The sequence below is a fragment of the Vibrio sp. YT-17 genome (genome assembly GCF_033337375.1).
Lineage (GTDB): Bacteria > Pseudomonadota > Gammaproteobacteria > Enterobacterales > Vibrionaceae > Vibrio > Vibrio alginolyticus.
In genome coordinates this window covers 168662-192145 of the sequence record NZ_JAWOQP010000002.1, presented here as the reverse complement: position 1 = coordinate 192145, position 23484 = coordinate 168662, and the positions used below count along the sequence as shown (strand labels likewise).

The window sequence follows — 23484 nt, the reverse complement described above, 5'->3', positions numbered from 1 at the left end:
CTAACTACGCACAAAAAGCCTAGAACTGATATCCGTAGCTGAGCATGAACTCGGCTGGTGCGCCGTAGCCAATCTGGTTTAAGCCAGACGTGCCGTTTGTTGCGCCAAGAATGTATTTCTCATCCAAAATGTTGTAAGCGTTCGCTTGGATTTTGTGACGACCAGTGGTGTACGCCGCCATCAAATCCACCGTTGTGTAATCGCCAAGTGCGACGGCTTCGTCGTTACCTGCGTAACGGTCGCCCACGTACTTCACACCACCGCCTAAACGCCAGTTGTCATCCAATTGGTAAGTGCTCCAAAGAGAGAACAAGTGGTCTGATACATCGTTAGGCTTTTTGCCTGTGGCTTTGTCTTCCGCATCTAAGTAGCTGTAACCAACAGAGATGTCCCACTGTTTGGTGATTTGGCCGCGAGCCTCTAATTCAATGCCTTGGTGACGCACTTCAATTTTATCGATCACATCGCCGTCCACGTTAGTTTGTGGTTGCTCTTGATCAATCTGGAACAGTGCCGCATTCAACATTAATGCGTTATCCAAAAGGTACGCTTTCGCACCCACCTCTTTTAAGTCGGTGTGGAAGAATTCCGCCAATTTTGGATTGATGTAGATACCAGCGTACGGTAACTGCCAAGAGCGCGCTAAACTGGCGTATACGGATGTGTCGGAATTGATGCGGTATACCAAACCAGCACGGTAGCTGACTTTGTCATCATCCAACTTTTCCTTATCTGAGCCCGCTTTTTGTTGTTCGAGCTCCATCGAGTCGTAACGCACGTTACCGATCAAAGAAAGGTCGCCCCACGTATAGACGTCTTGCACATACAAACCTGTCGTGGTGGTGGTATTGTCACGAAATGGCTTAAAGCCCGGATCAGGCGTTGGACCAACGACTGGGTCGTATATATTTTGCGGAGGAAGCGTTTTGTCACTTGCCAACGTTAGGTCGATATCGATCTGGTTGAAATCTGCACCCACCATCAATTGATTGTCCCTGGTTTCCCAAACCAACTCAGATTGTAAAGTGGTCGTAGTACGTGGATCGTAACCAAAGTTGTTGACGGTTTGAGACACTTCATTACCCGTCACTTTGCCCTGACGCGTGCCTTTTTGCTCAAGTTCGATATGGTTGAACGCCGCTCGGTTGTTCCATACCCATTGATCATTCAGACGCCATTCGTAATCCACCGCAATACGGAGACTGTCTGACTCCTGATAGTCGTTTGTGCCGCCAAAGTAAGTGCTTACTGGCAAATCAACTGGCTTGCCATTTTTTGATGGCACACCACGATACGGCACTAGTTCTTGATGGGCGTATTCCACGTCAATATCAATGGTGTGACCGTCCGCTGGTAACACACGAATGGTCGGTGCAATGAAGAAATCGTTTGAATCAACATGATCAACGTACGAGTCGGCTTGACGGTATTCCAAGTTAATACGCCCGTTGACCTTATCTGTAAACGCCATTGAGCTGTCGACCTGACCAACATACTGGTTGTTGCTGCCTACACTACCGTTTACGTGAGTAAAATTCTCACCGTTAGCGCGTTTCGTCACCAAGTTGATGATGCCCCCAGCCGAACCGCGGCCATACAAAGCACCCGCAGGGCCTTTCACAATTTCAACGCGTTCAACGTTCGCTAAGCTGCGGTAAGACTGCAACGTACCGTCATCTCGCAAGCCATCACGGTACATATCGTTGAGTGAATCAAAACCACGGATCATGAACTGATCGCGGCTGCCTTCGCCCAAGGTGTTATTGACCCCGGCTACCCCATCTAGCGCATCCACTAAACGCACCGCGCCTCGGTCTTGCATTTCTGTTTTCGTTACTACGGATACCGCTTGTGGCACATCAAGCCATTCCACATCGGTTTTGGTGCCTGATTGAGGCATGTGTTCAGCATAACCTTCGTACTGATGACCGAAGACTTGAATCGTTTCAGTTGCTGATGAGGTTGAGTTCGTCTCTTCTGAAGCCACTGCGCTTGGTGCTACTAATGAAGAACCAATCGCGACCGCCAAGGGGGTCAGGGTCAATAATTTATTCATTCCATAATTCCGTTTAGTTGTTATAAAGCCAACGGATGGAAATAAGAACAAATATTATTTCTATTTGCAATATTAATTTTATGCTCTATATTTATTTACCCTAAAAACACAACTAACAACAAAAAAAACCAAATATCATAACAATAAATACTAAAACTTCTGCCCTCCGTCTCGAGAGAGGCACATTGGAAGACGACCGTGAGCGACTTTATCAACGTTAGAAGAAAATGTTAGAAAATTAGGAAAGCTCATGAAATCTACGATGATTATCGTAAGTCATGTCGTTAACGATGCAGTCACTCACGGCTTTGTGCCTGCAGCTAAAGCGATGGACCTTCACGTCGTTCTTATCACCGACCACAAGCTAAGCCATTTAGAGCTGGCGAGTCGTGATAGTCACTTTAATCCGGATACCATTCTAGAATGTGATGTCTTCAACCCATTAGAACTCATCGAAACCATCACGGAGCATGAATTAAAGCCAGACGCTATTTTCAGCAATAGTGATCACTTACAAACTTCCACCGCCATCTGCGCGCAATTTTTTGGCCTCCCATCCAAAGATTGGTCTGTCACGTTAAAGGCCAAAAACAAACACTTAACTCGACAGGTGTTAAATGAAAAATCCTTACCCAACACACAAAGCTGTTTGCTGCATCGCCATTCGAATGTGGCATTAGGCATGGCCTTCCCTGTCGTAGCAAAACCCAAAGAAGGCGTGGCAAGTTTAGATGTACAGCGCTGTGACTCCCAAAGCGAGCTCGATGCTTACTCCGAGGCGTTTTGGCAAAAGCACCCAAACACCGCCATTCTGGTGGAGCAGTTTCTTCAAGGACCGTTGGTTACGCTCGAAACTTTAGGAGACGGTAACCAACTTATCGCCGTGGGCGGTTTTGATGTGTCGCTCTCTGAGCCGCCTTACTTTATCGAAACCGCCGCAGACTGGAACGGACCAAACGGCATTGCTCACCGAGAAGCTTGCTTGGCTCAACTTAAAGCGTTCGGCGTTGGTTTTGGAGTTTGCCACAGCGAATTTATCATTACGGAAAATGGCCCGGTTCTGGTGGAAATTAACTACCGCAGTATTGGAGATGGCCGCGAATTCTTGCTCAACAATCTCGCTCACTTCGGTTGGTTTAGCACAATTTTGGGTCTGCATTTGGGCCGAAGATTGGCCGGCGATTACCAAATTCATGGGTCAGCGCACGTGCACTATGTGGTTGCGGAGCACAGTGGTGTGATTGATGGAGATTCAACCTCCTTCATCCAACACGATGACGATATCATCACTCAGCAACAGGTACTAAAAACCGCTGGAGAACACTTCCAACAGAGTTATTCCAATAAGGATTATCTCGCCCGAATTTCGATTGTCTCACCATCAGGGCGAAACCTCGACCAAGCGCTGCAGAACGCGCTTAGCAATTTCGATCTCGCTCCGACTCGTGAGGTGGCAGCATGAATGACAACGCTTTGTATCTAACGCAACGATTGATCGACACTTGCTTACGGGAAGACATGTTTGGCATTTTGTCGAAAGCCAAGTTCAGTAGCGACGCGCCAAAAGGGGGAATTGTTCCTCAAGGCGAGCAAGTCTGGCTGATATTTGCCAACTCTGATTTCACGTTGTATTTACCCGTTGCGCCAACGTATTACATGCAGCACTGGCGCTACGGTCACGCCAATGACGAAGCACCACAAGGTTGGTGGGTGGAGAAAAATGGCCAAGTCGAACATCAACAACATTACAAAGAGTGGATTGCACTACTAACGACACTGGCGCATGAGAGCTCTCACGAGTTGCTGGCGGGATACCTTCAAGAACTGGAATGTGCAGAGAAACACAAAGCGCTGTGTGACCAAGCGTTTCATCATCACGCAGACCACATTTCTCAACCAATATCCGAGCTTGGTTCCTGGCATAAAAAGCTGCTGCTAGCCGACCAGATCGCTTCTTACCTTGACCATCCGTACTATCCAACTGCGCGTGCGAAGTTTGGTCTGAGCGATGAAGACCTTGCTAAGTACGCGCCCGAGTTCGCACAAAGCTTTGCTCTGCATTGGATTGCGATTGAAAAATCACTGGTGACATTAACCAGCGAACAACCTGATTGCTGGCCGACCATGGAGCAAGTTGGGCTTCCTGCTGATTTTGCACTGAGCCACGTTCTGTTCCCTGCACATCCGCTCACCCTGCGATCTTTAGAAGCCTTACCCGAAGGCATGATAGAAGCGCCTTTAACGTATCTAGACGTGACGCCGACGCTTTCCGTTCGTACTGTGGCCGTCAACGAGGCACCGCACATTCACATCAAGGTTCCGCTGATCATGCGATCGCTAGGCACAAAAAATATTCGCTTAATCAAGCCTTCAACACTGTATGACGGCCACTGGTTTGAACGCCTACTCAGCCACCTTGAACAAACGGACGCCGACTTAAACAGTCGCTTGTTCCATTGCAACGAAAAACACGGTGGACACGTCGGCGAGGATAAAACCTTCGCGTACATCGTACGTGAGTACCCACTTACTCATTGCGAAGACAAAGCGTTAGTTCCGGTTGCAGCACTGGCAAGCCCAATGCCTGACGACCGCTTGTTCTTAGAACATTTGGCAGAACATTACTATCAACAAGATACGCTGGCGTGGTTCCAAGATTACGTCGATCTATTATGCCAAGTGCACCTCACCTTGTGGCTTCGTTATGGCATTGCATTGGAGTCCAACCAGCAAAACGCCATCGTTGCATTTGATCAACAGGGCAAAATGACGCTCGCGATGAAAGACAACGACGCGGCGCGAATTTGGCCAGAGCGCTTCCGCTTTGCAACAGACCATGCTGCCGAAAAACACGGCGCAAAAACAATTCCAGTGGATTGCGATGAACTGCTCGACCAACGCATCAAAGTCGACAATGAATTGGCGCTCGGTCAGATGTTTACCACCATCACATTACAATTGGATATCGCAGCGATTGTAGAAGCAATGGCTACAAAGGGCATTGCCTCTTCAGCATCGCTTTACGCCATCGTGGCCAAAAGCATTGCTGAGCAACTCAACCGATTGGAAGGCGAAGGGTTAGAAACAAAACTGGCACGCGAGTTACTGCAAGAGGCGCCTGATTTGTACGCCAAGTACTTGTTGAGCTCTGGCAGTTTGCTCTCGAAAGAAGCCTCCGGCGCGAGTGACATCAATAAGTTCTATGGTTTGTCGGTCCCGAACTTCTTGCTGCTTTCTAGCGAAGAAGCGCAGCGCGCCTACTTAGAAGCCATCAAAAAAAGCGTACGTTAAACGATTATGACCAAACTCATCTACAGTGTGTTGTTGTGCCACTTTATCGCTGCGTTTGCCGCGTTAGGTATGCCGCTATTTCTACCCGTCGTGTTGCCAACATTAGGCGCAAGCATTGATGCGGACTGGGCAGGGGTATTGTTTATCCTACCTACGTTTTGTACTGCGTTGGCGGCGCGATTTTGGGGCAACTTTGCCGATCGCTACGGTCGCCGCCGCTCACTCTTGCGTGCGCAACTTGGCCTTGCAGCAGGTTTTGCGCTGTGCGGCTTGGCAGACAACCTCGCCATGTTTGTGTTTGGTCTTATTGTTCAAGGAACCTTTGGCGGCACCATGGCCGCCTCGAACAGCTACTTATCTAGTCAAATTAAAGAAGCCAAAACACTCGGCAAGTCACTCAATAAAACCCAACTATCTGCTCGCTTGGCGCTGATCGTTGCGCCCATTGGGCTCGGCTGGAGCTTGTCCGAAACCAACCCACTCAACGCGTACCTGTGGTTATGCGTTTTGCCTTTAATTGCTATGGGCATCACGCTAACACTGCCTGCGGATAAACCCGCCGAACGAAACCTCGAAAAGCCAAACTCAGAATCTCAGCAAGAAAAACCGGTTGCACAGAAAAACGCAATGCATGCCATTCGCTGGATCTTCTTTGCTCAGTTCGGGTTTGCGTTTTCCATGGTGGTGACCTTTCCTTATTTCTCGCCGTTTGTGCAGCAATATGGCATCACTAACCACGCATGGATCGGTTTTTTGTACGCACTGCCGCATGGTGTCTATCTGTTGCTGGCAGGCAAAATCCACGTGTTGTCAGATGGGCTGAGTCGCCATCAACCGCTGCGCACGTTGTGGCTCGGGTTTGCATTGCTTGCCGTGAGCTCTGCTTTGCATTTGATTGCGTCCGAAACCGCACTCATTGCTGCGAGAATTATCTTCGGCATCGCGATGGTGTGTTGTTATCACGGATTGCATCAGCATCTTGCGAGCAATCTGGATCGCAAACTCAGTGGCAAAGTATTTTCTCGCTTTGATGCCATGTCCAAATGGGGTGGCGTGGCAGCGGGATTTTGCGCTTCTTTCATTTCTAGCTTGGGGCTACTTGAGGTTCCTTTCCTACTTTCTGCGATAGTCAGCGTAATCACCTTGATCGCGCTGGTTCTCCACTCAAAATTTGGAAATCAACATGTTACAAACTCAATCCTCTCAGACTAGCGAGTTGCGCGCGCATGAGGTGCAGCTCAACCGTGAGAAAGCCCAACTCAACACGATAATGGGTGTTCTTAATTGTTACTTACGTGAATTTGCGCTACCGAATCAACAAGTGGAATGGCACTACCAATCGACATCGCTACCCCAAACGTTAAAACGCAACTATCCCGCTAAACAGCGGATAGCCGTTCATCTTTCTCAACAAAATGGCGTGTTGGTTTTGCCGATTCACTACGCGAGCAAACTGGGCAAAATCAAATTGGCAGAACTGCCGTGGGCGAAAATGCCGGGATCTGGTTGGGCGAAATTGGATGCCACGCAAACTCTTACGCTTTTGCTTAACTATCTCAAGCAGGTGTTGGCGATCCCATTTAACCATGAGCTGATCGAACAACTGGAAAATAGCGTGCTGGTTACCGAGCAGTTTCTCAACGTCGCGCCCAAATCGCATCACAACGAATTTATCGCTTCGGAACAATCTCTGATTTGGGGGCATACTTTCCATCCGACCCCGAAAAGTCGTTCGGGCGTCACCATGGATGATCTCTTGGCGTTTTCTCCAGAAGTCGGCGCGCAAGTCCCGCTGTACTGGTTTGAAGTGGATACGTCCTTACTTGATGTGCTGAGTTCTGACGGAGAAGCTAACCCTGCGCAGCGCATGCTACAACAGCTCGCGCCACAACACACCGCCAGCAATGAGAAGACCCTCTACCCTTGCCATCCTTGGGAAAGCTACACCATTTTGAGCAACCCAAGCGTGAAGCGTGCCATTGAGCAAGGCAAGATCACACCACTGGGTTTAGGTGGTGAAAAGATGCAGCCGACCTCTTCAGTTCGTACCCTCTACCACCCAGATATGGACTGGTTTGCGAAATTCTCCATCAACGTACGATTAACCAATTGCGTGCGCAAAAACGCGTGGTACGAACTCGACAGCGCCGTGCAGCTCACGTCGATTCTCAAACCGATTCGAGAAAACGAACAGCTGCACAACCCCGTATTTAAAGTGATGACAGAGCCTTACGCCACCACGTTGAATCTAGAAAGTGTCGCTGAGCACAACTGGGACGACAACACCAAAGCACGCGAATCGTTTGGGATTTTGTATCGCGAAAATTTCTCGCTGAGCGAAGTCGACATCTTGAAACCAACCCTCGCTGGCGCTCTGTTTGCTTACGATAATAACGGCAACAGTCGCATTGCTCAACGCCTTAAAAACAAAGCGCGTACTACGCAAAATCGCTATTCCGACATCGCGACACTTTGGTTTGAACGCTATTTGCATTGCCTGATCCCGGGCGTATTTAATTACTACTTCAAACACGGGGTGGCGTTTGAGCCGCATTTGCAAAACACCCTGATTGGCTTTGAGCAAGAGATGCCGTGTTGTGTTTGGATTCGTGATTTGGAAGGCACTAAATTACTGCCGGAGTTCTGGCCAGCAGAAACATTAACTGACTCGTCTGAACGCGCACGACAATCGGTTTACTACAGTCGCGAACAAGGCTGGAATCGCATCGGATACTGCACCTTTATCAACAACATCAGCGAAGCGATTTTCTTCATCGCAGAAGGTGATGAGCCACTAGAGCAAACGCTGTGGAATGCGGTGCAAAGTGCCATTGTGCATTGGCAATCAGTGAATGGAAAACAACCGGAACTAGAAACGTTGCTAAATGGCGGTCACTTCCCAAGCAAAAATAATTTCACCACGCGTTTGATGCAAAAAGCCGATAAGGAGTCGGGCTATACCCAAGTCGCCGCGCCTTGGCAGCAACACGAAAAAGGATCGCAACATGTCTAATTCACTCTCTCTACCGACACACGTTTGCCAACAAGTTCACACGCTCGCACGGCAGCAAAGTCAACCCTTGTGCGCGTACGTGTATGACCTAAGCGCCTTAGAAGAACACATCAAACAACTGCGTCACGTTTTGCCGAAAAATGTCGAGCTATTTTACGCAGCTAAAGCCAATCCATCGGGCCCGATTCTCAAAACGCTCGCGCCGTATGTCGATGGTTTTGAAGCGGCATCTGGCGGGGAGTTGGCACACCTCCACCAGCAACAACTCGATAAACCATTGATCTTCGGTGGCCCAGGAAAAATGCCAAGTGAATTGCAACAAGCGATTGAACTTGATGTCGATGCGATTCACGTCGAAAGCCTCACTGAGCTGCAACGCATTGGTGCGCTAACCGAGCGCCTCAACCGCCCTGCTTCGATCTTTTTGCGTATGAACATCGATATTGGCGACATCACGCTCAGCAAGTTGGCAATGGGCGGCAAGCCGACTCCGTTTGGCTTGGACGAGTCCGAACTGAGCAATGCTTTGATGTTGCTGCGCGATTTCCCGCAAGTGTCACTCAAAGGCTTCCATTTTCACTTGATGTCGCATCAGCTTGATGTTGAACGCCACTTAGCGTTAATGCAGCGCTATTTCCAAGTCGTGAAAGCGTGGCAACAAGAGTTTGAACTCGGTGAGCTGATGATCAACTTAGGCGGAGGCATGGGGATTAACTACCAAAACCCTGAGCAACACTTTCCGTGGATGGAGTTTTGCGACAAGTTGGAATTCCTCATCGCCAAAGAGCAAGTGCAAGATTGGACACTGCGTTTTGAATGCGGACGTTTCATCACGGCGGCATGCGGTTATTACGTGATGGAAGTACTGGATATTAAGCAAAATCTTGGCGAAAACTTTGTCATCGCGCGCGGAGGAACTCACCACTTCCGCACGCCAGCGGCGCAGAGCCATGATCATCCATTCGTCATCCTGAAAAACGAGCAACACCACGAAATTTCTCACCCAATTCAGCATACACAAGCGACCTTTGTCGGTCAGCTTTGTACGCCCAAAGATGTGCTGGCACGCAATCAACACGTCGCCCACGTCGATATTGGTGATTATGTTGTGTTTACCTTAGCGGGCGCCTATGCGTGGAACATCTCCCATCAAAACTTCTTGATGCATGAACCGCCGATCTTCCACTATTTTTAAACGGCATACTTCGCTTTACTCAAGCCCCAATCATTGGGGCTTTTTTATTCCATCTCGGCACAAATTCATTGCCATTAACCGCTTTGCGAAATAGCAATAATGCGTTTTATCAGCTCGTCGGGTTCCATCTTGGGATTGCGGTAAAAACGGAAGATTTCCGAGTTTATCGCTTGCTGAGCAACCGGATTGACCGCCATTGAATCAATCATACTCGGCACAGCGAGGTTGTGTTTAACGCCGTAGTGAAAGTCTTGATATGACTGGACCTGACACGGATTAAAATCGCTGATGTCGATATCGGTGCGTACCGGAATCGAGCCTTTTACCTTATTGAACTTGGCTTGAAACTCGACGTCTGCCAGCGCGCTTGCGGTTTGCTGAGCAGCCTCGGAAGAAAACGACTTGCTCGACATAAACACCAAGCTGTCCATGTTGTAGAGGAATACACCATCGCTGTCAGGCGTTGGGTAACAGCCGACCTCTTGTGGAACTGAGACTTGATTGGCGAGCAGCTCACCCAAAATCCAATCACCGCCGATTTGAAACAGCGCTTGACCGTCGGCTAGCGCTTGGGTCGCCGTATCCCACTTACTGTCGGGTAATTGGTTGTCGATCAACAAACTCAGGCGGCGAAATTGCGTCAACGCTTGGCGCAGGGTATCACTGTCGATGCTGTCTCGCTCAAGTTTAACCATTGCATTGGTGTAGAACTCAACGCCGCCAGTGGAGATCACTAAGTTCTCGAAAAGTTGGGCGACTTGCCACGGCTGCTCACCGACTGCGATCGGCTCGATGCCATTTTGCTTCGCAAGCTCCATGGCGGCGAACATTTCTTGCCAATTTTTCGGCGCGGAAAGATTCAGTTGTTTAAGCAGCTTGTGGTTGACCCACAACCAGTTCAAGCGGTGCAGCGTAAGTGGCAGGGCGATATAGCCGTTTTGTGTTTTATTGATTTCGATAGACAGCGGGTAGAGCACCTCGTCCCAGCGCTGCTCATCCGCTACCGCGTTGACGTTGTGCAAAATACCGATGGCATCCCACGCCTTAATACTTGGCCCTTCGATTTGCGCGAAGCTCGGTGGGTTGCCCGCCAGCGCGCGTGCTTGCAGTACCGTCATCGCGCTGTCGCCACCACCGCCTAACACCGGACTTTGCAGCAGCTCTATATCGTGCCGTTTTAGCTGAGCTTTAAGTGTTTGCAGCGCTTGCTGCTCGCCGTCAGAAGTCCACCAATGTAAAAACTCTACCCCTTGTGGAGACTCAGCGTGAGCGACGCAAGGGGCGAGCAACAGTGGGAACAAGAATGCCAGTTTGTTCATAGTCAGTCTCTCGGGAAAGTCAGTGTGGCGCAGAGGCCGCCAAACTGAGAATGGCTCAGCGACAAACTGCCGCCGTGAGCCTTTGCAATGCTCTGTGAAATGGTTAACCCCAGCCCACTGCCTTCTTTATCGTTGCTAGCGCGGAAGTATGGCTGGCAGAGCTTTTCAAGTAATAAATCGTCAACACCATCACCGTGATCTTCAATTTCAATCTGGATCGACTCTGGGCTTTCACTCAGCGTAATGTCCGCTTGATGGCCGTATTTGAGCGCGTTATCGATCAGATTCTGAATGCAGCGCTTAATCGCTAACGGTTTGCCGGCAAAGTGGGTGCGGATTTCACCGTGGATGCGAATCGTGTCCGGCGCATCGGCGATATTGGCGGAAATGTGCTGAATCAGTTGGGTGAAATTGATCGGCTCGATTTCCTCGTGGATATCGGTCTCTTTAATGCATTGCAATGCGCCTTTGACCATCAAATCTAGGTCGTTACTCAGGCGGATAAAGCGTTCTCGGTCGGCGTCGTCATCCAGCATTTCCGCCCGTAGTTTTAGGCAGGCTATCGGCGTTTTCAGATCGTGGGAGATGGCGCTGAACAGCATCTCGCGGTCTTTAATGTGGCTGTCGATGCGTCGGTTCATTTTGTTAAACGCACGTACCGCTGCTTTCAGTTCGTTACTGCCGCGCTCAGAGACTTCGGGCACGTCTAATCGGCTCGACATCAGGGTTGCTGCTTTTGCCAGCTCTCGAATTGGTTGAATTTCTTTGCGAACGATAAACCAGGTACACAGCAACAGCATTAGCGCGGACACCAATAGCGTCAGCCATTGGCGCAGCTCAAAATAGTTAGTCTCTAGGTTGATGTAAGGCGCGGGTAGCACCGCCGCGAGATAAAACCATTCGTTCTGTGCGACTTCGACCTGCATCACCAGAATGGGTGGGTTGAGGTCACCAAACGAAAGCGAATAATGCGCCCACAATAGTGGCAGTTCATCGATAGGTAGCTCGTTGTTGAACACTTTGAGTTTGTCGCGCTGGGTGAACTCCACCTCAATATTAGGAATGCCGCTCAGCTCGCTTTCTAATACCTCGCGAACTTCGTTGATGACCAACGTTTTGCGCTCGCTCTCTGGCAGTGGGTCGACGTCAATCTGGTGATTGTTGAGTGAGACGAAAAAGCGCGTACCACCCATGTTGCGTAGTTGATTGAGCACCAAGTGGCGATACTCCGAAGGGAGGGTTTGAAAGAAGGCGATGGTAGAAGAAGCACTCAGTGCTAAGCTTTTGACTGTGGTGGTCAGGCCTTCTTTATCGCGTTCGCTGGCGTGTTGATACCAGATAATCCCGGATAATACCTGCGCCAGAATGATCACCAGCAACAAGAACACACTGGTACGAACGACCAGTGATCCCGTCCAGTGTTTAATTCTCATAATGCACGTCCGTGGTCAGCATGTAGCCTTTGTTGCGCACCGTTAAGATCAGCGAGCGGTCTTTATCTTCAAGGTGATGACGCAAGCGGCTGATCTGCACGTCAATGCCGCGTTCAAACGGGTCGGCATCACGTCCCCAGATCTCGCGCGCAATGTCATCGCGAGACAATATTGATTGCGCGTGGTTGACGAACAAACCGAGCAGCGACAAATCCGCGCCACTCAGTTGCTTGACCTCGCGGCTAGCAACGTGGGTCAGTTGTCGGGTTACGGTATCTAATAACCAATCGTCAAAACGCACTTTACGCGTCAGTTTGCTATTGGCGGTCGATTGGCTGCGTCTCAGAATGGTTTTGATGCGCGCGAGCAGTTCACGCGGGCTGAATGATTTGGTGATGTAGTCGTCAGCGCCCATTTCTAGCCCTGCGACTCGGTCGGCTTCTTCAGTGACGGCGGTCAGCATGATGATCGGGATATCGGAGTTTTTGCGCAGTTTCTGGCACAGGGTAAAGCCGTCTTCACCGGGCATCATAATATCGAGGATGATCAAATCAGGATGGTGATCGTTGAGCAGTTGCCACATTACGCCGCCGTTTTCCGCGCAAAGCACTTCAAATCCAGCGCGGCCAAGGTAATCTGACAACGCTTCGCGAAGGTCTAGGTTGTCATCGACGACCAGTATCTGCTTGTTTTCCATCCTACTTTCCCTGTGTCCGTCCCTGTGCCTGCCCCTGAGTTTGGCGCTGGCCAATATGATGCATTCTTAAACGCCCATGCACAATCGAGCCGATTGCAATTTTCACTTCTCGGTGTAAGAGATTTGTAAGCGGCCACTTACAAACTGATTGCCTTTTGTAACCTTAGGCGCCGCCTTGCTCGCTATGATCATCCTGACCTTACGTGAAACAACATGACCTGAAGGAATCAGGTCCTACAACACTGGCATTCGTCAGGAGGAAACCATGTTTGCAAGTATATTTGGACAACTACAAAAAATAGGGCGGTCGTTGATGCTGCCTGTGGCGGTGTTACCAGTGGCCGGCTTGATGCTGGGTATTGGTAACGCGGGCTTTGCGTTTATTCCAGACGCGGTCAACAAAGTGATGCTCGCCGCCGGTGAAGGCGTGTTCGGCAACATGCAGTTGATGTTTGCGGTCGGTGTGGCGCTCGGATTATCAAAAGGCAATGACGGTGCCGCGGCGCTCGCTGGCTTAGTTGGCCTAATTATTATGAACGCATCGCTCGGTATCGTGACTGGTCTGCGCGGCCTAGAAACTGACGCCACCATCATGGGCGTTGAGACGCTACAAACCGGGGTGTTTGGCGGCATCTTTATCGGTGCGGTCGCGGCAATCATGTACAACCGCTTCTACAACATCAAACTGCCGGAATATTTGGGCTTCTTCGCGGGTAAGCGATTTGTGCCCATTGTCACCGGTTTATCGGCGATCGTCGTTGGTGCGATTCTCGCGTTTGCATGGCCACCTGTCGGACAACTTCTTGATGCATTCTCTCATTGGGCAGCGTACCAAAACCCTGTACTTGCGTGGGCGGTTTACGGCGCGGGCGAACGTTCACTACTCCCGGTTGGTTTGCACCACATCTGGAATGCGCCGTTCTTCTTTGAAGTCGGCAGCTATGTAGACCCAGAAACCGGCAAAGAGTTTACCGGTGAGCTCACTCGCTTCTTCGCGGGCGATAAAACCGCAGGTTATCTGTCTGGTGGCTTTATGTACTCCATGTGGGCGCTACCAGCAGCGGCATTGGCGATTTACCACTGCGCGTCTCCTGAGCGTAAGAAAATCGTCGGCGGTTTGATGATGTCTGCGGCGTTGACCTCTTGGTTGACTGGTATCACAGAGCCAATCGAATTTACCTTCCTATTCGTCGCGCCAGTGCTGTACGTGATCCATATTTTCCTAACTGGTATTGCGTTTGCGATCACCGCATTTTTGGAAATCAAACACAGTACTGACTTTGCGCACGGCGCGATCCAGTTCTTCCTTTACTACCCAATGTCGACCAACGCGTGGATGTTCATCATCATCGGTCCAATCTGGGCGACGCTGTACTACGGCTTGTTCCGATTCCTAATTGTGAAGTTGGATCTAAAAACGCCGGGCCGTGAAACCGACATTGCAGAAGTGAAGATTGCCGGACAACCTGATGAAATCGCGGTAGATGTAGTGGCTGCATTGGGCGGCAAAGCCAATATTAAGTCAGTCGATGCGTGTATTACTCGTCTGCGTGTCTCGGTGAAAGACATTGCTAACGTTGATGTTGCTAAGCTAAAAGCACTTGGCGCACGAGATGTATTAGTGATTGGCGACAGTTTACAAGCGATTTTCGGTACGCAGTCTGACTCAATTAAGTCAGAAGTGCACAGCGTACTCGCCACCTCCTAATCTTACCTCCCCCAATCTAGGTAAGATTTGCCAACCTCCTTGTGAGGTTGGCTTTTTCGTTTTCGGAGTAAAAAAAGCGAAGCCAATAACCAGCCCTACTTCGCCGCCGCGTTGGTTAAATTGCCCAGCACGCCGCTGATTTTGTTCAATACCTCGTCGCAGCCTTCAATATGATGGCGCTGTTTTAAATACATCGGAGCGTTGTAAGCTAACCACGTTTTGCCGTCAGCATCTTCATACACCAACACTTTTTGGGGTAAATCGAGCGCCACTTCCTGCGCACAGATCATCAGTGGCGTGCCCACTTTAGGTTTTCCAAACACGATAACTTCGGTTGGTCGCAACGTCATATCGACTTTCGTGGCATTCTCTTGATGGTTAATGCGCGCAAAGACGTTCAACCCTTTTTCTTGCGCGATAGCGACAAATTTATCCGCCGTATTTTTTGCTGAATGCGTGCTCGCAACGGTTACCACACCCTCCCCAGCCAATGCACTCAATGACGTCAACGCCACGACCAACCCAATGATTACTTTTTTCATTTGTCGTCCCTTCCTCTCTCTGAGTCGAAAACTAGATATAGAAAAACCAAGTGTAGGAAAACTATAGAAGTCAAATTCCGCTATCGCGAATTGCACTCTACCCACTCAAGAGTCGACCGTGTAACACGGATTAATTGATTCAGATTAATAAAGCGTTAACTAGCTGAGCATCAAAAGCGTGAAATACGTAACATTTGCAGCCTATTTTAGTAAGAAAGAGAAAAGTAGTGACACGCGATCAATTTGAGTTATTAGCACCCGGTGGTGATTTAGATTCCATCAAAGCCGCCATTGCCGCTGGCGCCGATGCAATTTACTGTGGGCTCGACCGCTTCAATGCTCGTAACCGAGCGACCAACCTCACTTTAGATAACTTAAATGGCGTGTTAACGTTGGCCCATCAGCACAGCTGTAAGATTTTCCTAACGTTGAATGTGCTGATTTTAGAAAGTGAAATTCCAGCGATTGTTCGCTTGCTCAGCCAACTGAACACCACCAAAATCGATGGCGTGATCGTACAAGATCTCGGTCTGGCCTACATTCTCAAACATCACTTTCCCGATTTGGATGTGCACGCTTCAACGCAACTGAACACGCATAACGAAGGCCAAATCCTCTTTCTCAACCAGCTCACCGCAAGCCGAGTAAACTTATCTCGCGAACTTAACATCAGTGAGATAAAACATCTGGCGCAATTTGGTCGCGAGCACAACGTAATGATGGAAGTGTTTGTCCACGGCTCATACTGCATCGGATTCTCCGGAATTTGCTACATCAGTTCCGCTCGCAATGGCGCATCAGGTAACCGTGGACGCTGTAGCCAACCTTGTCGCGAACAGTACGAAACGACCAAAACAGGCAACAACTACCCACTCAATATGAAAGACAACTCCGCCTTTGGGGACTTGGAAGCGCTTGCTGATGCGGGTGTGTATTCGTTGAAAGTGGAAGGCCGCATTAAGAAATCCCACTACGTGTACACCGTGGTCGATAACTGGCGTAAACAGATTGATCGCTTGTGCGAGGGTTTGGAACTCTCTGAAGACACCACAGAGTTATACACAGTGTTCAACCGTGATTTCTCCAACGCATTTTTGCAAGGTGATTTCGGCAAGGCGATGTACATCGACAACCCGCGCGACCATGCTGTAAAGCATTTTTCGAAGGTTTACCAATGCCAGTCTGCTGATGATGTACAAGCGGTGAAAAAGAAACTCTACGATGACAAAACCGCGATCATTGAGAAAGTGGCAGAGCAAACTAAGTCGTTCGATGTCACTTCAACACAAGTATCCGGCAGCAGCTTGAAAGGGTCGATTGATGTGCCAACTCTGCCAACGTTACCTCAACCAGAACCTCGCCAAGGTGCGCCAAAATTATCGGTTCTGATCTCGTCAGCACAAGAAGCCATGCTGTGCGAATACCACGACGTTGATGTTTACTATCAATTGCCAATGGGATTGTCTGGTGAACTGAGCGCGATGATTGAATTGTTCCAAGCCAACCCAATGCTCAAACCTTGGTTCCCAGCCATTTTGATTGGCGAAGACTACCACGCCGCGCGCGTATTTTTGGAAACCATCCAACCTGAGTTGTTGATCACCAACAACTCAGGTGTCGGCATGATCGCAAAAGAGCTCGGCTTAGGCTGGGTGGCAGGCCCACAACTGAACACGGTGAACTCATACGCGTTTAAATGCCTTCAAGACGAGTTCGCGGCAAGTGGCGCGTTTGTTTCTAACGAGCTGAATATGAAGCAGGTGCGTCACATAAAGCGTCCGAAAAACATGCGCAGCTTCTACAGCATTTATCACCCGAACACTCTACTCACGAGCCGCCAATGTTTGTTTCAACAAACCGAAGGATGCCGTAAGGTGAAGGTCAACAAAAGTTGTTTGAAACGCTGTGATAAACGCACGTCTATCATCAACTTAAAAGACAATCCTTACTTGGTGCAAAAACAAAAAGGCAGCCACAATTCAATCTACAGCGAGCACAACATCTTAAACCTGCAAGTGCTGCACGATCTGCCGCAATTGTTTACCGATGTGTTGATCGATCTGTGTGATATCCAGACCGAAACAAAAGTCTCAGCAAGCAAACCTGAGTTGATTGACGCGTTCTTAGCTCTACTTGAAGATCACAGTGAACAAGCCGTCCAAACGCTGAATGCCATGATTCAACCAACAGCCAACGCGCAGTATTTAAAGGGGTTATAGGCGGTACTTGAAAGTTAAACAACGCATCCACTCTCAACATATCTTGAACACATACAGTGCACTGACTACAATAGCGCACTTTTTACGGAATTTAGGTCAAACAAAATGACAGATACAGCTAAACCAGCTCTACCAGATCGCCTAGCGGGTAACCCACGTAGCCCATTCTTCATCAAAGAATGCTTCGAGCACCAAATCGGTATTCGTATCAACGGCCAAGAGCGTACTGACGTAGAAGAATACTGCATCAGCGAAGGTTGGGTAAAAATTGCTTCTCCTAAAGCAAAAGACCGTTTCGGTAACCCAATGCTAATCAAACTTAAAGGCGAAGTTGAAGCGTACTACGTGTAAGCTGACCACGCTGAATGTATTTGAAAGCTCGAGTCTGACTCGGGCTTTTTTAATGCCTGTCATATCCCCTTCTCGTTTAATCTATTCCCTCTTCTTTTCAGTACAAGTTATTAAGAAATCGATGTAAATCGCTGTTTTTATCTGATTGTTGTCTAAAGTTTCTAAAGAACGAACTGCAATAGCGATTGCCAAAAGAAACGACACCTTTTGAATACAGGGAGAGGAAATGGAAAGCCCACTTGTCACACTCAAACACGCCAGCAAAAGCTTTGTCGATGGCAAAGAGACACATCGCGTGTTGGAAGGCGTCGACTTTACGTTGAACACAGGAGCGAGCGTTGCGCTGACGGGTGCAAGTGGTAGCGGCAAAAGTACCTTACTCAATGTCATCGCTGGCTTTGAGCCGCTTTCCGATGGTAAGTTGTGGTTAGATGGCGATAACACGGCGGCTTGGAAAGACCCACAATGGAGCCGATTTCGACATCAAAAACTCGGTGTTATCTTCCAGCAATTCAATCTATTAACGCCGCTCAACGTGCAGCAAAACATCGCCTTCCCTCTGCATTTGAATCAACAAAAATGGAATGACTGGTGCGATTATTTGGTCGAGACTCTAGGCATCAGCCAACTGCTCGATAGACATGTTTCTGCCCTTTCCGGCGGTCAACAACAACGAGTCGCTATTGCGCGCGCCTTAGCACACAAACCTAAACTGCTACTTGCTGATGAACCCACAGGTAACCTCGACCAAAAAGCGGGGTTAGAAGTGATGAAGCTACTCAGTGAAATCACCACCCAAGGCAATACGGCAGTGCTGTTAGTCACCCACAGCCCTGAATGCGCTGAGTTTATGAAAACACGGCTGCGATTAGATAATAGTCAGCTACAGAACAGTCATCACCAAAACAAACATGAGCTTCGCCATGAAGCAAGCTAAGCAACCAAACACCAGATTCACGCATACTCGACTCGCCCTGAATCTGTTTGTAGCGCACTATCGGCAGGCGCCACTGCAAGCCGCCGCAATTCTGATCGGTATAGTGCTGGCAGTGACCTTGTTTGTTGCGGTGCAAGCCATCAACCTCAATGCCAAGCGCAGTTATGCTGAGTCTACCGAGCAGCTCAGCGCACAAGCTCAGAACGTAATTATTCCACCAGCAGGGCAAAACTATCTGCCCGAATCGCTCTACTTCACCCTTAGACAAAATGGGCTCAGTGCAGCACTACCGGTAATCGAAGGGCGAGTGAGAGACGAACAAGGGCGTCGCTGGTCAGTACAAGGCAGCGAGTTGATTGCCGCTATCTCTTCACGTTCTCGCTATTCATCGGATAGTGAACAGAACGTGTCTTTGTTCGACAGTGCTTTACCTTTGCCTGAGCTTTTGGCTGGCAAGCCGATCGTAATGATGAGCCAATCTCAACATCAAAACTTAGGGGAGGTAGAAACCCTAACTTTGGACGACATTCCAACCAAAGTGGTGGTGTTGCCTGACGAATGGCAGTTAGGTAGCCGAATGTTGATGGACATTGGCTTTGCCCAGCAACTGCTCAATAAACAAGGACAGCTCAGTTACATTGCGGTTTTCCATTCGGGTGATAAAGGGCATAAAGGCACGCAAGCAAATTGGCAAAGCATCATTGGTGAGCAAGGGCAATGGATTTCCAATAACCAAAGTACAGACCTTGGTTCGCTGACCGACAGCTTTCACCTCAATCTCACCGCAATGAGCTTACTTGCCTTTTTAGTCGGGTTGTTCATTGCCTACAACGGCGTAAAGTACAGCTTGCTTAAACGCAATCGGCTGTTAGTGCAAATTCAACAGGCGGGTGTTGCGCCGAGCATTGTGTTCTCTGCGCTGTTAGTTGAACTCACTATTCTCGTTACCATCGGTGCTTCCCTTGGTTTTGTATTGGGCATGCAGCTCAGCCATTGGTTGCATCCGACTGTAGCTCTGACTTTAGAACAACTTTATGGTGCGACACTGCTGCCCGGCACTTGGCAGTGGCAATGGTGGGCGCAAGCCCTGCTGCTCACGTTAGCCGCAACCCTGTTGGCGTGTTGGCAGCACTTTAAACAGCGAGTGCGTCAGCCGCTTTCCTCTCATGGTGGATTTTATCAAGCGCCGGAAGCCTCTAACGAAAACCAATTGTTCGTGATAGGTGCTGCGTTGACGACTTTCGCACTTGCAGGGTTATGGCTGAGTGAGCATCACCGCTTCACCATGGCGTGGCTCGGCGTGCTTGTGGTGTCGATTCCTTTGTATCTACCCAAAACACTCAGCGTGTTAGCCAATTGGTGTGAAAAGCGCACCAGTTCTGGTTTGATGCAGTATCTGTTTGCTGAGCTGCGCGAGCTGATTTCTCCGCTTTCTCTCGCCATGATGGCACTGCTACTCGCCGTTACAGCCAATATGGGCATGAATACGCTAGTTGGCAGCTTCGAGTCCACCCTAAAACAGTGGTTAGAACAAAGGTTGCACGCCGATATTTACGTCAGCCCTGCGCAAGGGAAAATCGCAGATGTGGAGCGCGCGTTAGGGCAATTCGACAAGGTTGAGACCGTCTACAAGCAATACTACGTCGACGATAATCTGCATGGTTTATCAATTTTGCTTGGCACCAAAGACAAAGACACCTTAGAGCAAACAATAGTGTTCAAATCGCGTTTGGAGAACTTCTGGTCACGCTTTTACCAAGGTGAGTTGGTCGCTATCAGTGAACCAACCGCGGTCAAACTGGGTTTATCTCTGGGTAGCGAGCTCACGCTTGATGCCGTTCCAAATAAGAACCTACTTGTGGGTGCGATATTCCACGATTACGGCTCACCCAATGGTGAAGTGTTATTAGCACCAAAGCTATGGCAAGAGAGCGGCTTTACCGACTTGCCGACAAGCCTTGGCATTAAAGTATCTGGTGACCCACAAATCGTATACGACCAACTGCGCGAGCAATTGAATCTGCACCCAAGTCAGCTCTACGATCAGGCGCAAATCAAATCCATCGCGTTGGATATTTTCTCGCAGACCTTCGCCATTACGCGCGCACTCAACGGCGTAACTTTGATGGTCGCGGTAATTGGTCTGTTCAGTGCTTGTTTTATGTTGCTCGACGCGCGCAAAGCCGCCATTGCAAGGCTGTATGCACTTGGCGTTAGTCGTCGTAAATTAATGACCATGGTGGTCGGACAGATCGTCGCTTTGGTCAGTTTTACTCTGGTTATCGCCCTGCCCCTCGGAGCCATGGTGGGTTACGTACTGACAGACATCGTCACCTTACGAGCTTTTGGTTGGAGCTTAAATTATCTGTGGAATTGGAGTGACGCCCTCAGCATTGCGGCAATCACAATCTTGGTGGCAGTGATCGCAACCTTGATTCCGCTGTGGCGATTGGTCAGTAAGCCTGTCGTATCCAGTTTGCAAAGCGAGGTGTTGTGATGGTTCGATTGGCAAGCAAACTTACTCTACTCATAAGCAGCTTATTCCTATTCGGTTGTGAAGATGCGCAGCAACAAAATATGGGAACTTTTCTGGGCAGTGGAGATATGCAAAGCGAAAGCAACCTATTCACACCCGTAGAAAAAGGGATTGAACTCACCTTCCCTGCAGACCATCAAGCACACCCAAACTTTCGTCATGAATGGTGGTACTTAACCGCTAACTTAATTGATGAAGATGGCACTCCACTTGGCGTCCAGTGGACACAGTTTCGCTTTGCTGCTGCGCCGCCAACGGGCGAAGATGACGTGAAGAAAACCGAATGGCAAGCTCAACAAATCTACATGGCGCACAGCGCAGTGACGACCGCAGACAAACACTACGCCGATGAAAAATGGTCGCGCGATCAAGCCTCTCTCGCTGGCGTCGACACTTCACCATTTCGGGTTTATCTCGATGATTGGCAGTGGACTTCTTCAACCACCGATCTCTTCCCTGCCACATTGAATGCAAACTCCGAACAGTTTGGCTATTCGCTCACTCTTACCAGCAGCGCACCGTATCAAAAACAAGGAGAGCAAGGGTACAGCACCAAAAGCGCCGATGGTCAGGTGGCTTCGTATTACTACAGCCAACCGTTTATTGATGTCTCCGGTGAAGTCACGATCGACAGCAAAACCCATCAAGTGTCGGGCAAAGGCTGGATAGACCGAGAGTGGAGCTCGCAATTCTTACTCGACTCACAACAAGGCTGGGACTGGTTTGCCCTAAGATTGAGTGACGACACCAGCTTGGTGGTGTTCCAGTTGCGGGATTCCAAAACCGGAGCAGCCAGTTACTCCAACGCAAGACTGATGCAGCAAGATGGCTCTGGCATCGCCATTTCTCAAAAAGACATTCAGTTAAAGGCAACTAAGCAAACAGAAATCCAAGGGCGAAAGTATCCAACCGAGTGGCAAGTATCGATTCCTAACCAGCAAATCGAACTTACGGTTTCTGCCCTCAACCCGAACGCGAAAATGCCCCTTTCTGTGCCTTATTGGGAAGGCCCAGTGCGTATTGAGGGCTCTCATTCTGGGACAGGTTATATGGAACTAACGGGGTATTGAAAAGTTGAGTGATTACCCCAATTATTCAGCTAGTACAAACACAGGTAACCGAGTGATACACTGCACCTCAGTGTCATCCAATGAATAATTGAAAGGAAATATGATGAACCCAATTATCGCCTTGCTAAAAGAGAACAACATCAGCGACGAACAAATCAACGAGATTTTTCAGACTCTGACGCAAAACCCTCTAGCGGCAATGGCAACAATCAGCCAACTAGGCTTGCCACAAGACAAGCTACAAATGCTGATGGCGCAAGTGATGCAAAACCCTGCGCTAATCAAAGAAGCGGTAGACGAATTGGGATTGGATTTCTCAAAGGTTGAAGAAGCAAAAGAGAAGCTTCAAAGCCAAAACCAAGGCAACTAAGCCTTTGCCATTTAGCGCTGAATATAGAAAAGGCCGTTAACCCGAGCATTTGGGTTAACGGCCTTTTTTGTTAGCTAATTATTAGCGATTTAAAGACGCGAATTGTTCTGCGGTCATGCCGTAGTAAAGCTTGTCGTCAAAGCCTTGCTCTCGTTTGTAGTAGTCTTTCTGACGGCCTTCTTGAGTAAAACCATTTTTCTCTAACGTTTTGTAAGAACCAGCATTAGAAGCGTAGCAATCCGCACTGACTTTATGGGCGTTTAGCTCAGTAAATCCAATCTCGGTCATCATTTGGCAAGCGCGAGTCGCAACGCCTTTGCCCCATGCACAAGTTGGTAATTGATAACCCACTTCGTAGTTGCCAGTTAAGAACATCACCGCGGTCACTGCACACATTCCCATGTACAGACCTTGTTGGTCGCGAATCACGAACGTTGGGCTATCTGGCCAAACATCGTCTTTAATCGCTTGTGCCGTATTTTCAATAATAGGGCCAAAGAAGCCTTCATATAGGCTGTTGTCAGCAGGTGCGAAGAACAGATATTGATTGACCTTATCGTCGTTCAACATCTCGATAATATCTTGTAGATCAGAGCCTTGAATCAGTTGGATAGTCAAAGATTCATTAAATGGGATGGCTTCGCCTTGTTTTAGTTTTTGATATGACATGTGTTACCTCGTTATCTGCTGAAAATAGTAGCCCAGCGGATAAGAGAAGAATTGGATTTTTGCGACAACTTTCGGGCT

18 protein-coding genes are annotated in these 23484 nt (G+C 49.0%); 12 read left to right on the top strand and 6 right to left on the bottom strand.

What is annotated here, in order from left to right; genetic code table 11:
* Window positions 1–19: 19 nt before the first annotated feature.
* Window positions 20–2056 (bottom strand): TonB-dependent receptor, encoded by a 2037-nt coding sequence (locus tag R7F67_RS02945; protein WP_033906633.1) that lies wholly within the window; start codon window positions 2054–2056, stop codon window positions 20–22.
* A gap of 250 nt (window positions 2057–2306) precedes the next feature.
* Between R7F67_RS02945 and R7F67_RS02940 the strand changes: the two genes are divergently transcribed.
* Genes R7F67_RS02940 through R7F67_RS02920 form a run of 5 tightly spaced genes read left to right on the top strand, consistent with a single transcriptional unit; the run spans window position 2307 to window position 9555 of the window.
* Entirely contained in the window at window positions 2307–3518 is a 1212-nt protein-coding gene (locus R7F67_RS02940) for an acetyl-CoA carboxylase biotin carboxylase subunit family protein (RefSeq protein WP_054576555.1), read from the top strand.
* Window positions 3515–5347, top strand: coding sequence for an IucA/IucC family protein (locus R7F67_RS02935; RefSeq protein ID WP_318056881.1), 1833 nt, complete (start codon window positions 3515–3517; stop codon window positions 5345–5347). The genes R7F67_RS02940 and R7F67_RS02935 overlap by 4 nt, the downstream gene beginning before the upstream one ends.
* Window positions 5348–5353: 6 nt before the next feature.
* Window positions 5354–6559 carry an MFS transporter gene (locus R7F67_RS02930; RefSeq protein ID WP_054576553.1) on the top strand — a complete coding sequence of 402 codons (1206 nt, stop codon included), beginning with the start codon at window positions 5354–5356 and terminating at the stop codon, window positions 6557–6559.
* The gene (locus tag R7F67_RS02925; protein ID WP_318056880.1) at window positions 6531–8360 is read left to right on the top strand and encodes an IucA/IucC family protein; all 1830 of its coding nucleotides are present in this window, start codon (window positions 6531–6533) and stop codon (window positions 8358–8360) included. Before R7F67_RS02930 ends, R7F67_RS02925 begins: the two co-directional genes overlap by 29 nt.
* Window positions 8353–9555: a type III PLP-dependent enzyme gene (locus R7F67_RS02920; protein WP_318056879.1), complete on the top strand. Its 1203-nt coding sequence runs from the start codon at window positions 8353–8355 to the stop codon at window positions 9553–9555. Before R7F67_RS02925 ends, R7F67_RS02920 begins: the two co-directional genes overlap by 8 nt.
* Window positions 9556–9629: 74 nt before the next feature.
* On the opposite strand, the gene R7F67_RS02915 is transcribed toward R7F67_RS02920, so the two are convergent.
* The 3 genes from R7F67_RS02915 to R7F67_RS02905 are packed head-to-tail and all read right to left on the bottom strand — an operon-like array spanning window position 9630 to window position 13004.
* On the bottom strand, window positions 9630–10874 hold the full coding sequence (locus R7F67_RS02915) for an ABC transporter substrate-binding protein (RefSeq protein WP_203514903.1): 1245 nt from the start codon (window positions 10872–10874) through the stop codon (window positions 9630–9632).
* 2 nt (window positions 10875–10876) lie between these two features.
* Window positions 10877–12307: a HAMP domain-containing sensor histidine kinase gene (locus tag R7F67_RS02910; RefSeq protein ID WP_318056878.1), complete on the bottom strand. Its 1431-nt coding sequence runs from the start codon at window positions 12305–12307 to the stop codon at window positions 10877–10879.
* A complete protein-coding gene (locus R7F67_RS02905; RefSeq protein ID WP_005383484.1) occupies window positions 12297–13004 on the bottom strand; it encodes a response regulator in 708 nt (235 codons plus the stop codon). Before R7F67_RS02905 ends, R7F67_RS02910 begins: the two co-directional genes overlap by 11 nt.
* Before the next feature lie 265 nt (window positions 13005–13269).
* On the opposite strand from R7F67_RS02905, the gene ptsG reads away from it, so the two are divergent.
* Complete coding sequence (gene ptsG, locus R7F67_RS02900) at window positions 13270–14712, top strand: glucose-specific PTS transporter subunit IIBC (protein WP_025500127.1); 1443 nt, start codon at window positions 13270–13272, stop codon at window positions 14710–14712.
* A 95-nt stretch (window positions 14713–14807) separates the two neighbouring features.
* Here the strand turns inward: ptsG and R7F67_RS02895 are convergent, their stop codons facing one another.
* Complete coding sequence (locus R7F67_RS02895) at window positions 14808–15254, bottom strand: DUF302 domain-containing protein (RefSeq protein WP_258475664.1); 447 nt, start codon at window positions 15252–15254, stop codon at window positions 14808–14810.
* Between the two features lie 227 nt (window positions 15255–15481).
* Between R7F67_RS02895 and R7F67_RS02890 the strand changes: the two genes are divergently transcribed.
* The 6 genes from R7F67_RS02890 (at window position 15482) to R7F67_RS02865 (ending at window position 22737) form a co-directional block, all read left to right on the top strand.
* Entirely contained in the window at window positions 15482–17473 is a 1992-nt protein-coding gene (locus tag R7F67_RS02890; RefSeq protein ID WP_064369561.1) for a U32 family peptidase, read from the top strand.
* 105 nt (window positions 17474–17578) lie between these two features.
* A complete protein-coding gene (locus tag R7F67_RS02885) occupies window positions 17579–17824 on the top strand; it encodes a DUF3297 family protein (RefSeq protein ID WP_005374689.1) in 246 nt (81 codons plus the stop codon).
* Window positions 17825–18050: 226 nt separating this feature from the next.
* A complete protein-coding gene (locus tag R7F67_RS02880) occupies window positions 18051–18761 on the top strand; it encodes an ABC transporter ATP-binding protein (protein ID WP_042522244.1) in 711 nt (236 codons plus the stop codon).
* Complete coding sequence (locus tag R7F67_RS02875; RefSeq protein ID WP_318056877.1) at window positions 18748–21258, top strand: ABC transporter permease; 2511 nt, start codon at window positions 18748–18750, stop codon at window positions 21256–21258. The genes R7F67_RS02880 and R7F67_RS02875 overlap by 14 nt, the downstream gene beginning before the upstream one ends.
* Entirely contained in the window at window positions 21258–22367 is a 1110-nt protein-coding gene (locus R7F67_RS02870) for a lipocalin-like domain-containing protein (RefSeq protein WP_206949175.1), read from the top strand. Before R7F67_RS02875 ends, R7F67_RS02870 begins: the two co-directional genes overlap by 1 nt.
* A gap of 103 nt (window positions 22368–22470) precedes the next feature.
* Complete coding sequence (locus tag R7F67_RS02865) at window positions 22471–22737, top strand: DUF2999 family protein (RefSeq protein ID WP_004746427.1); 267 nt, start codon at window positions 22471–22473, stop codon at window positions 22735–22737.
* A gap of 81 nt (window positions 22738–22818) precedes the next feature.
* Here R7F67_RS02865 and R7F67_RS02860 read toward each other — a convergent pair whose 3' ends face one another.
* The gene (locus R7F67_RS02860; protein ID WP_042522248.1) at window positions 22819–23406 is read right to left on the bottom strand and encodes a GNAT family N-acetyltransferase; all 588 of its coding nucleotides are present in this window, start codon (window positions 23404–23406) and stop codon (window positions 22819–22821) included.
* Between the last annotated feature and the right edge of the window lie 78 nt (window positions 23407–23484).

Bases quoted from the DNA above. Each gene is read 5' to 3' on its own strand.
- R7F67_RS02940 (WP_054576555.1), top strand. From the start codon at position 2,307: ATGAAATCTACGATGATTATCGTAAGTCATGTCGTTAACGATGCAGTC.
- R7F67_RS02865 (WP_004746427.1), top strand. From the start codon at position 22,471: ATGAACCCAATTATCGCCTTGCTAAAAGAGAACAACATCAGCGACGAA.
- R7F67_RS02880 (WP_042522244.1), top strand. From the start codon at position 18,051: ATGGAAAGCCCACTTGTCACACTCAAACACGCCAGCAAAAGCTTTGTC.
- R7F67_RS02915 (WP_203514903.1), bottom strand. From the start codon at position 10,874: ATGAACAAACTGGCATTCTTGTTCCCACTGTTGCTCGCCCCTTGCGTC.
- R7F67_RS02885 (WP_005374689.1), top strand. From the start codon at position 17,579: ATGACAGATACAGCTAAACCAGCTCTACCAGATCGCCTAGCGGGTAAC.
- R7F67_RS02895 (WP_258475664.1), bottom strand. From the start codon at position 15,254: ATGAAAAAAGTAATCATTGGGTTGGTCGTGGCGTTGACGTCATTGAGT.
- R7F67_RS02945 (WP_033906633.1), bottom strand. From the start codon at position 2,056: ATGAATAAATTATTGACCCTGACCCCCTTGGCGGTCGCGATTGGTTCT.
- ptsG (WP_025500127.1), top strand. From the start codon at position 13,270: ATGTTTGCAAGTATATTTGGACAACTACAAAAAATAGGGCGGTCGTTG.
- R7F67_RS02920 (WP_318056879.1), top strand. From the start codon at position 8,353: ATGTCTAATTCACTCTCTCTACCGACACACGTTTGCCAACAAGTTCAC.
- R7F67_RS02860 (WP_042522248.1), bottom strand. From the start codon at position 23,406: ATGTCATATCAAAAACTAAAACAAGGCGAAGCCATCCCATTTAATGAA.
- R7F67_RS02875 (WP_318056877.1), top strand. From the start codon at position 18,748: ATGAAGCAAGCTAAGCAACCAAACACCAGATTCACGCATACTCGACTC.
- R7F67_RS02910 (WP_318056878.1), bottom strand. From the start codon at position 12,307: ATGAGAATTAAACACTGGACGGGATCACTGGTCGTTCGTACCAGTGTG.
- R7F67_RS02905 (WP_005383484.1), bottom strand. From the start codon at position 13,004: ATGGAAAACAAGCAGATACTGGTCGTCGATGACAACCTAGACCTTCGC.
- R7F67_RS02935 (WP_318056881.1), top strand. From the start codon at position 3,515: ATGAATGACAACGCTTTGTATCTAACGCAACGATTGATCGACACTTGC.
- R7F67_RS02930 (WP_054576553.1), top strand. From the start codon at position 5,354: ATGACCAAACTCATCTACAGTGTGTTGTTGTGCCACTTTATCGCTGCG.
- R7F67_RS02925 (WP_318056880.1), top strand. From the start codon at position 6,531: ATGTTACAAACTCAATCCTCTCAGACTAGCGAGTTGCGCGCGCATGAG.
- R7F67_RS02870 (WP_206949175.1), top strand. From the start codon at position 21,258: ATGGTTCGATTGGCAAGCAAACTTACTCTACTCATAAGCAGCTTATTC.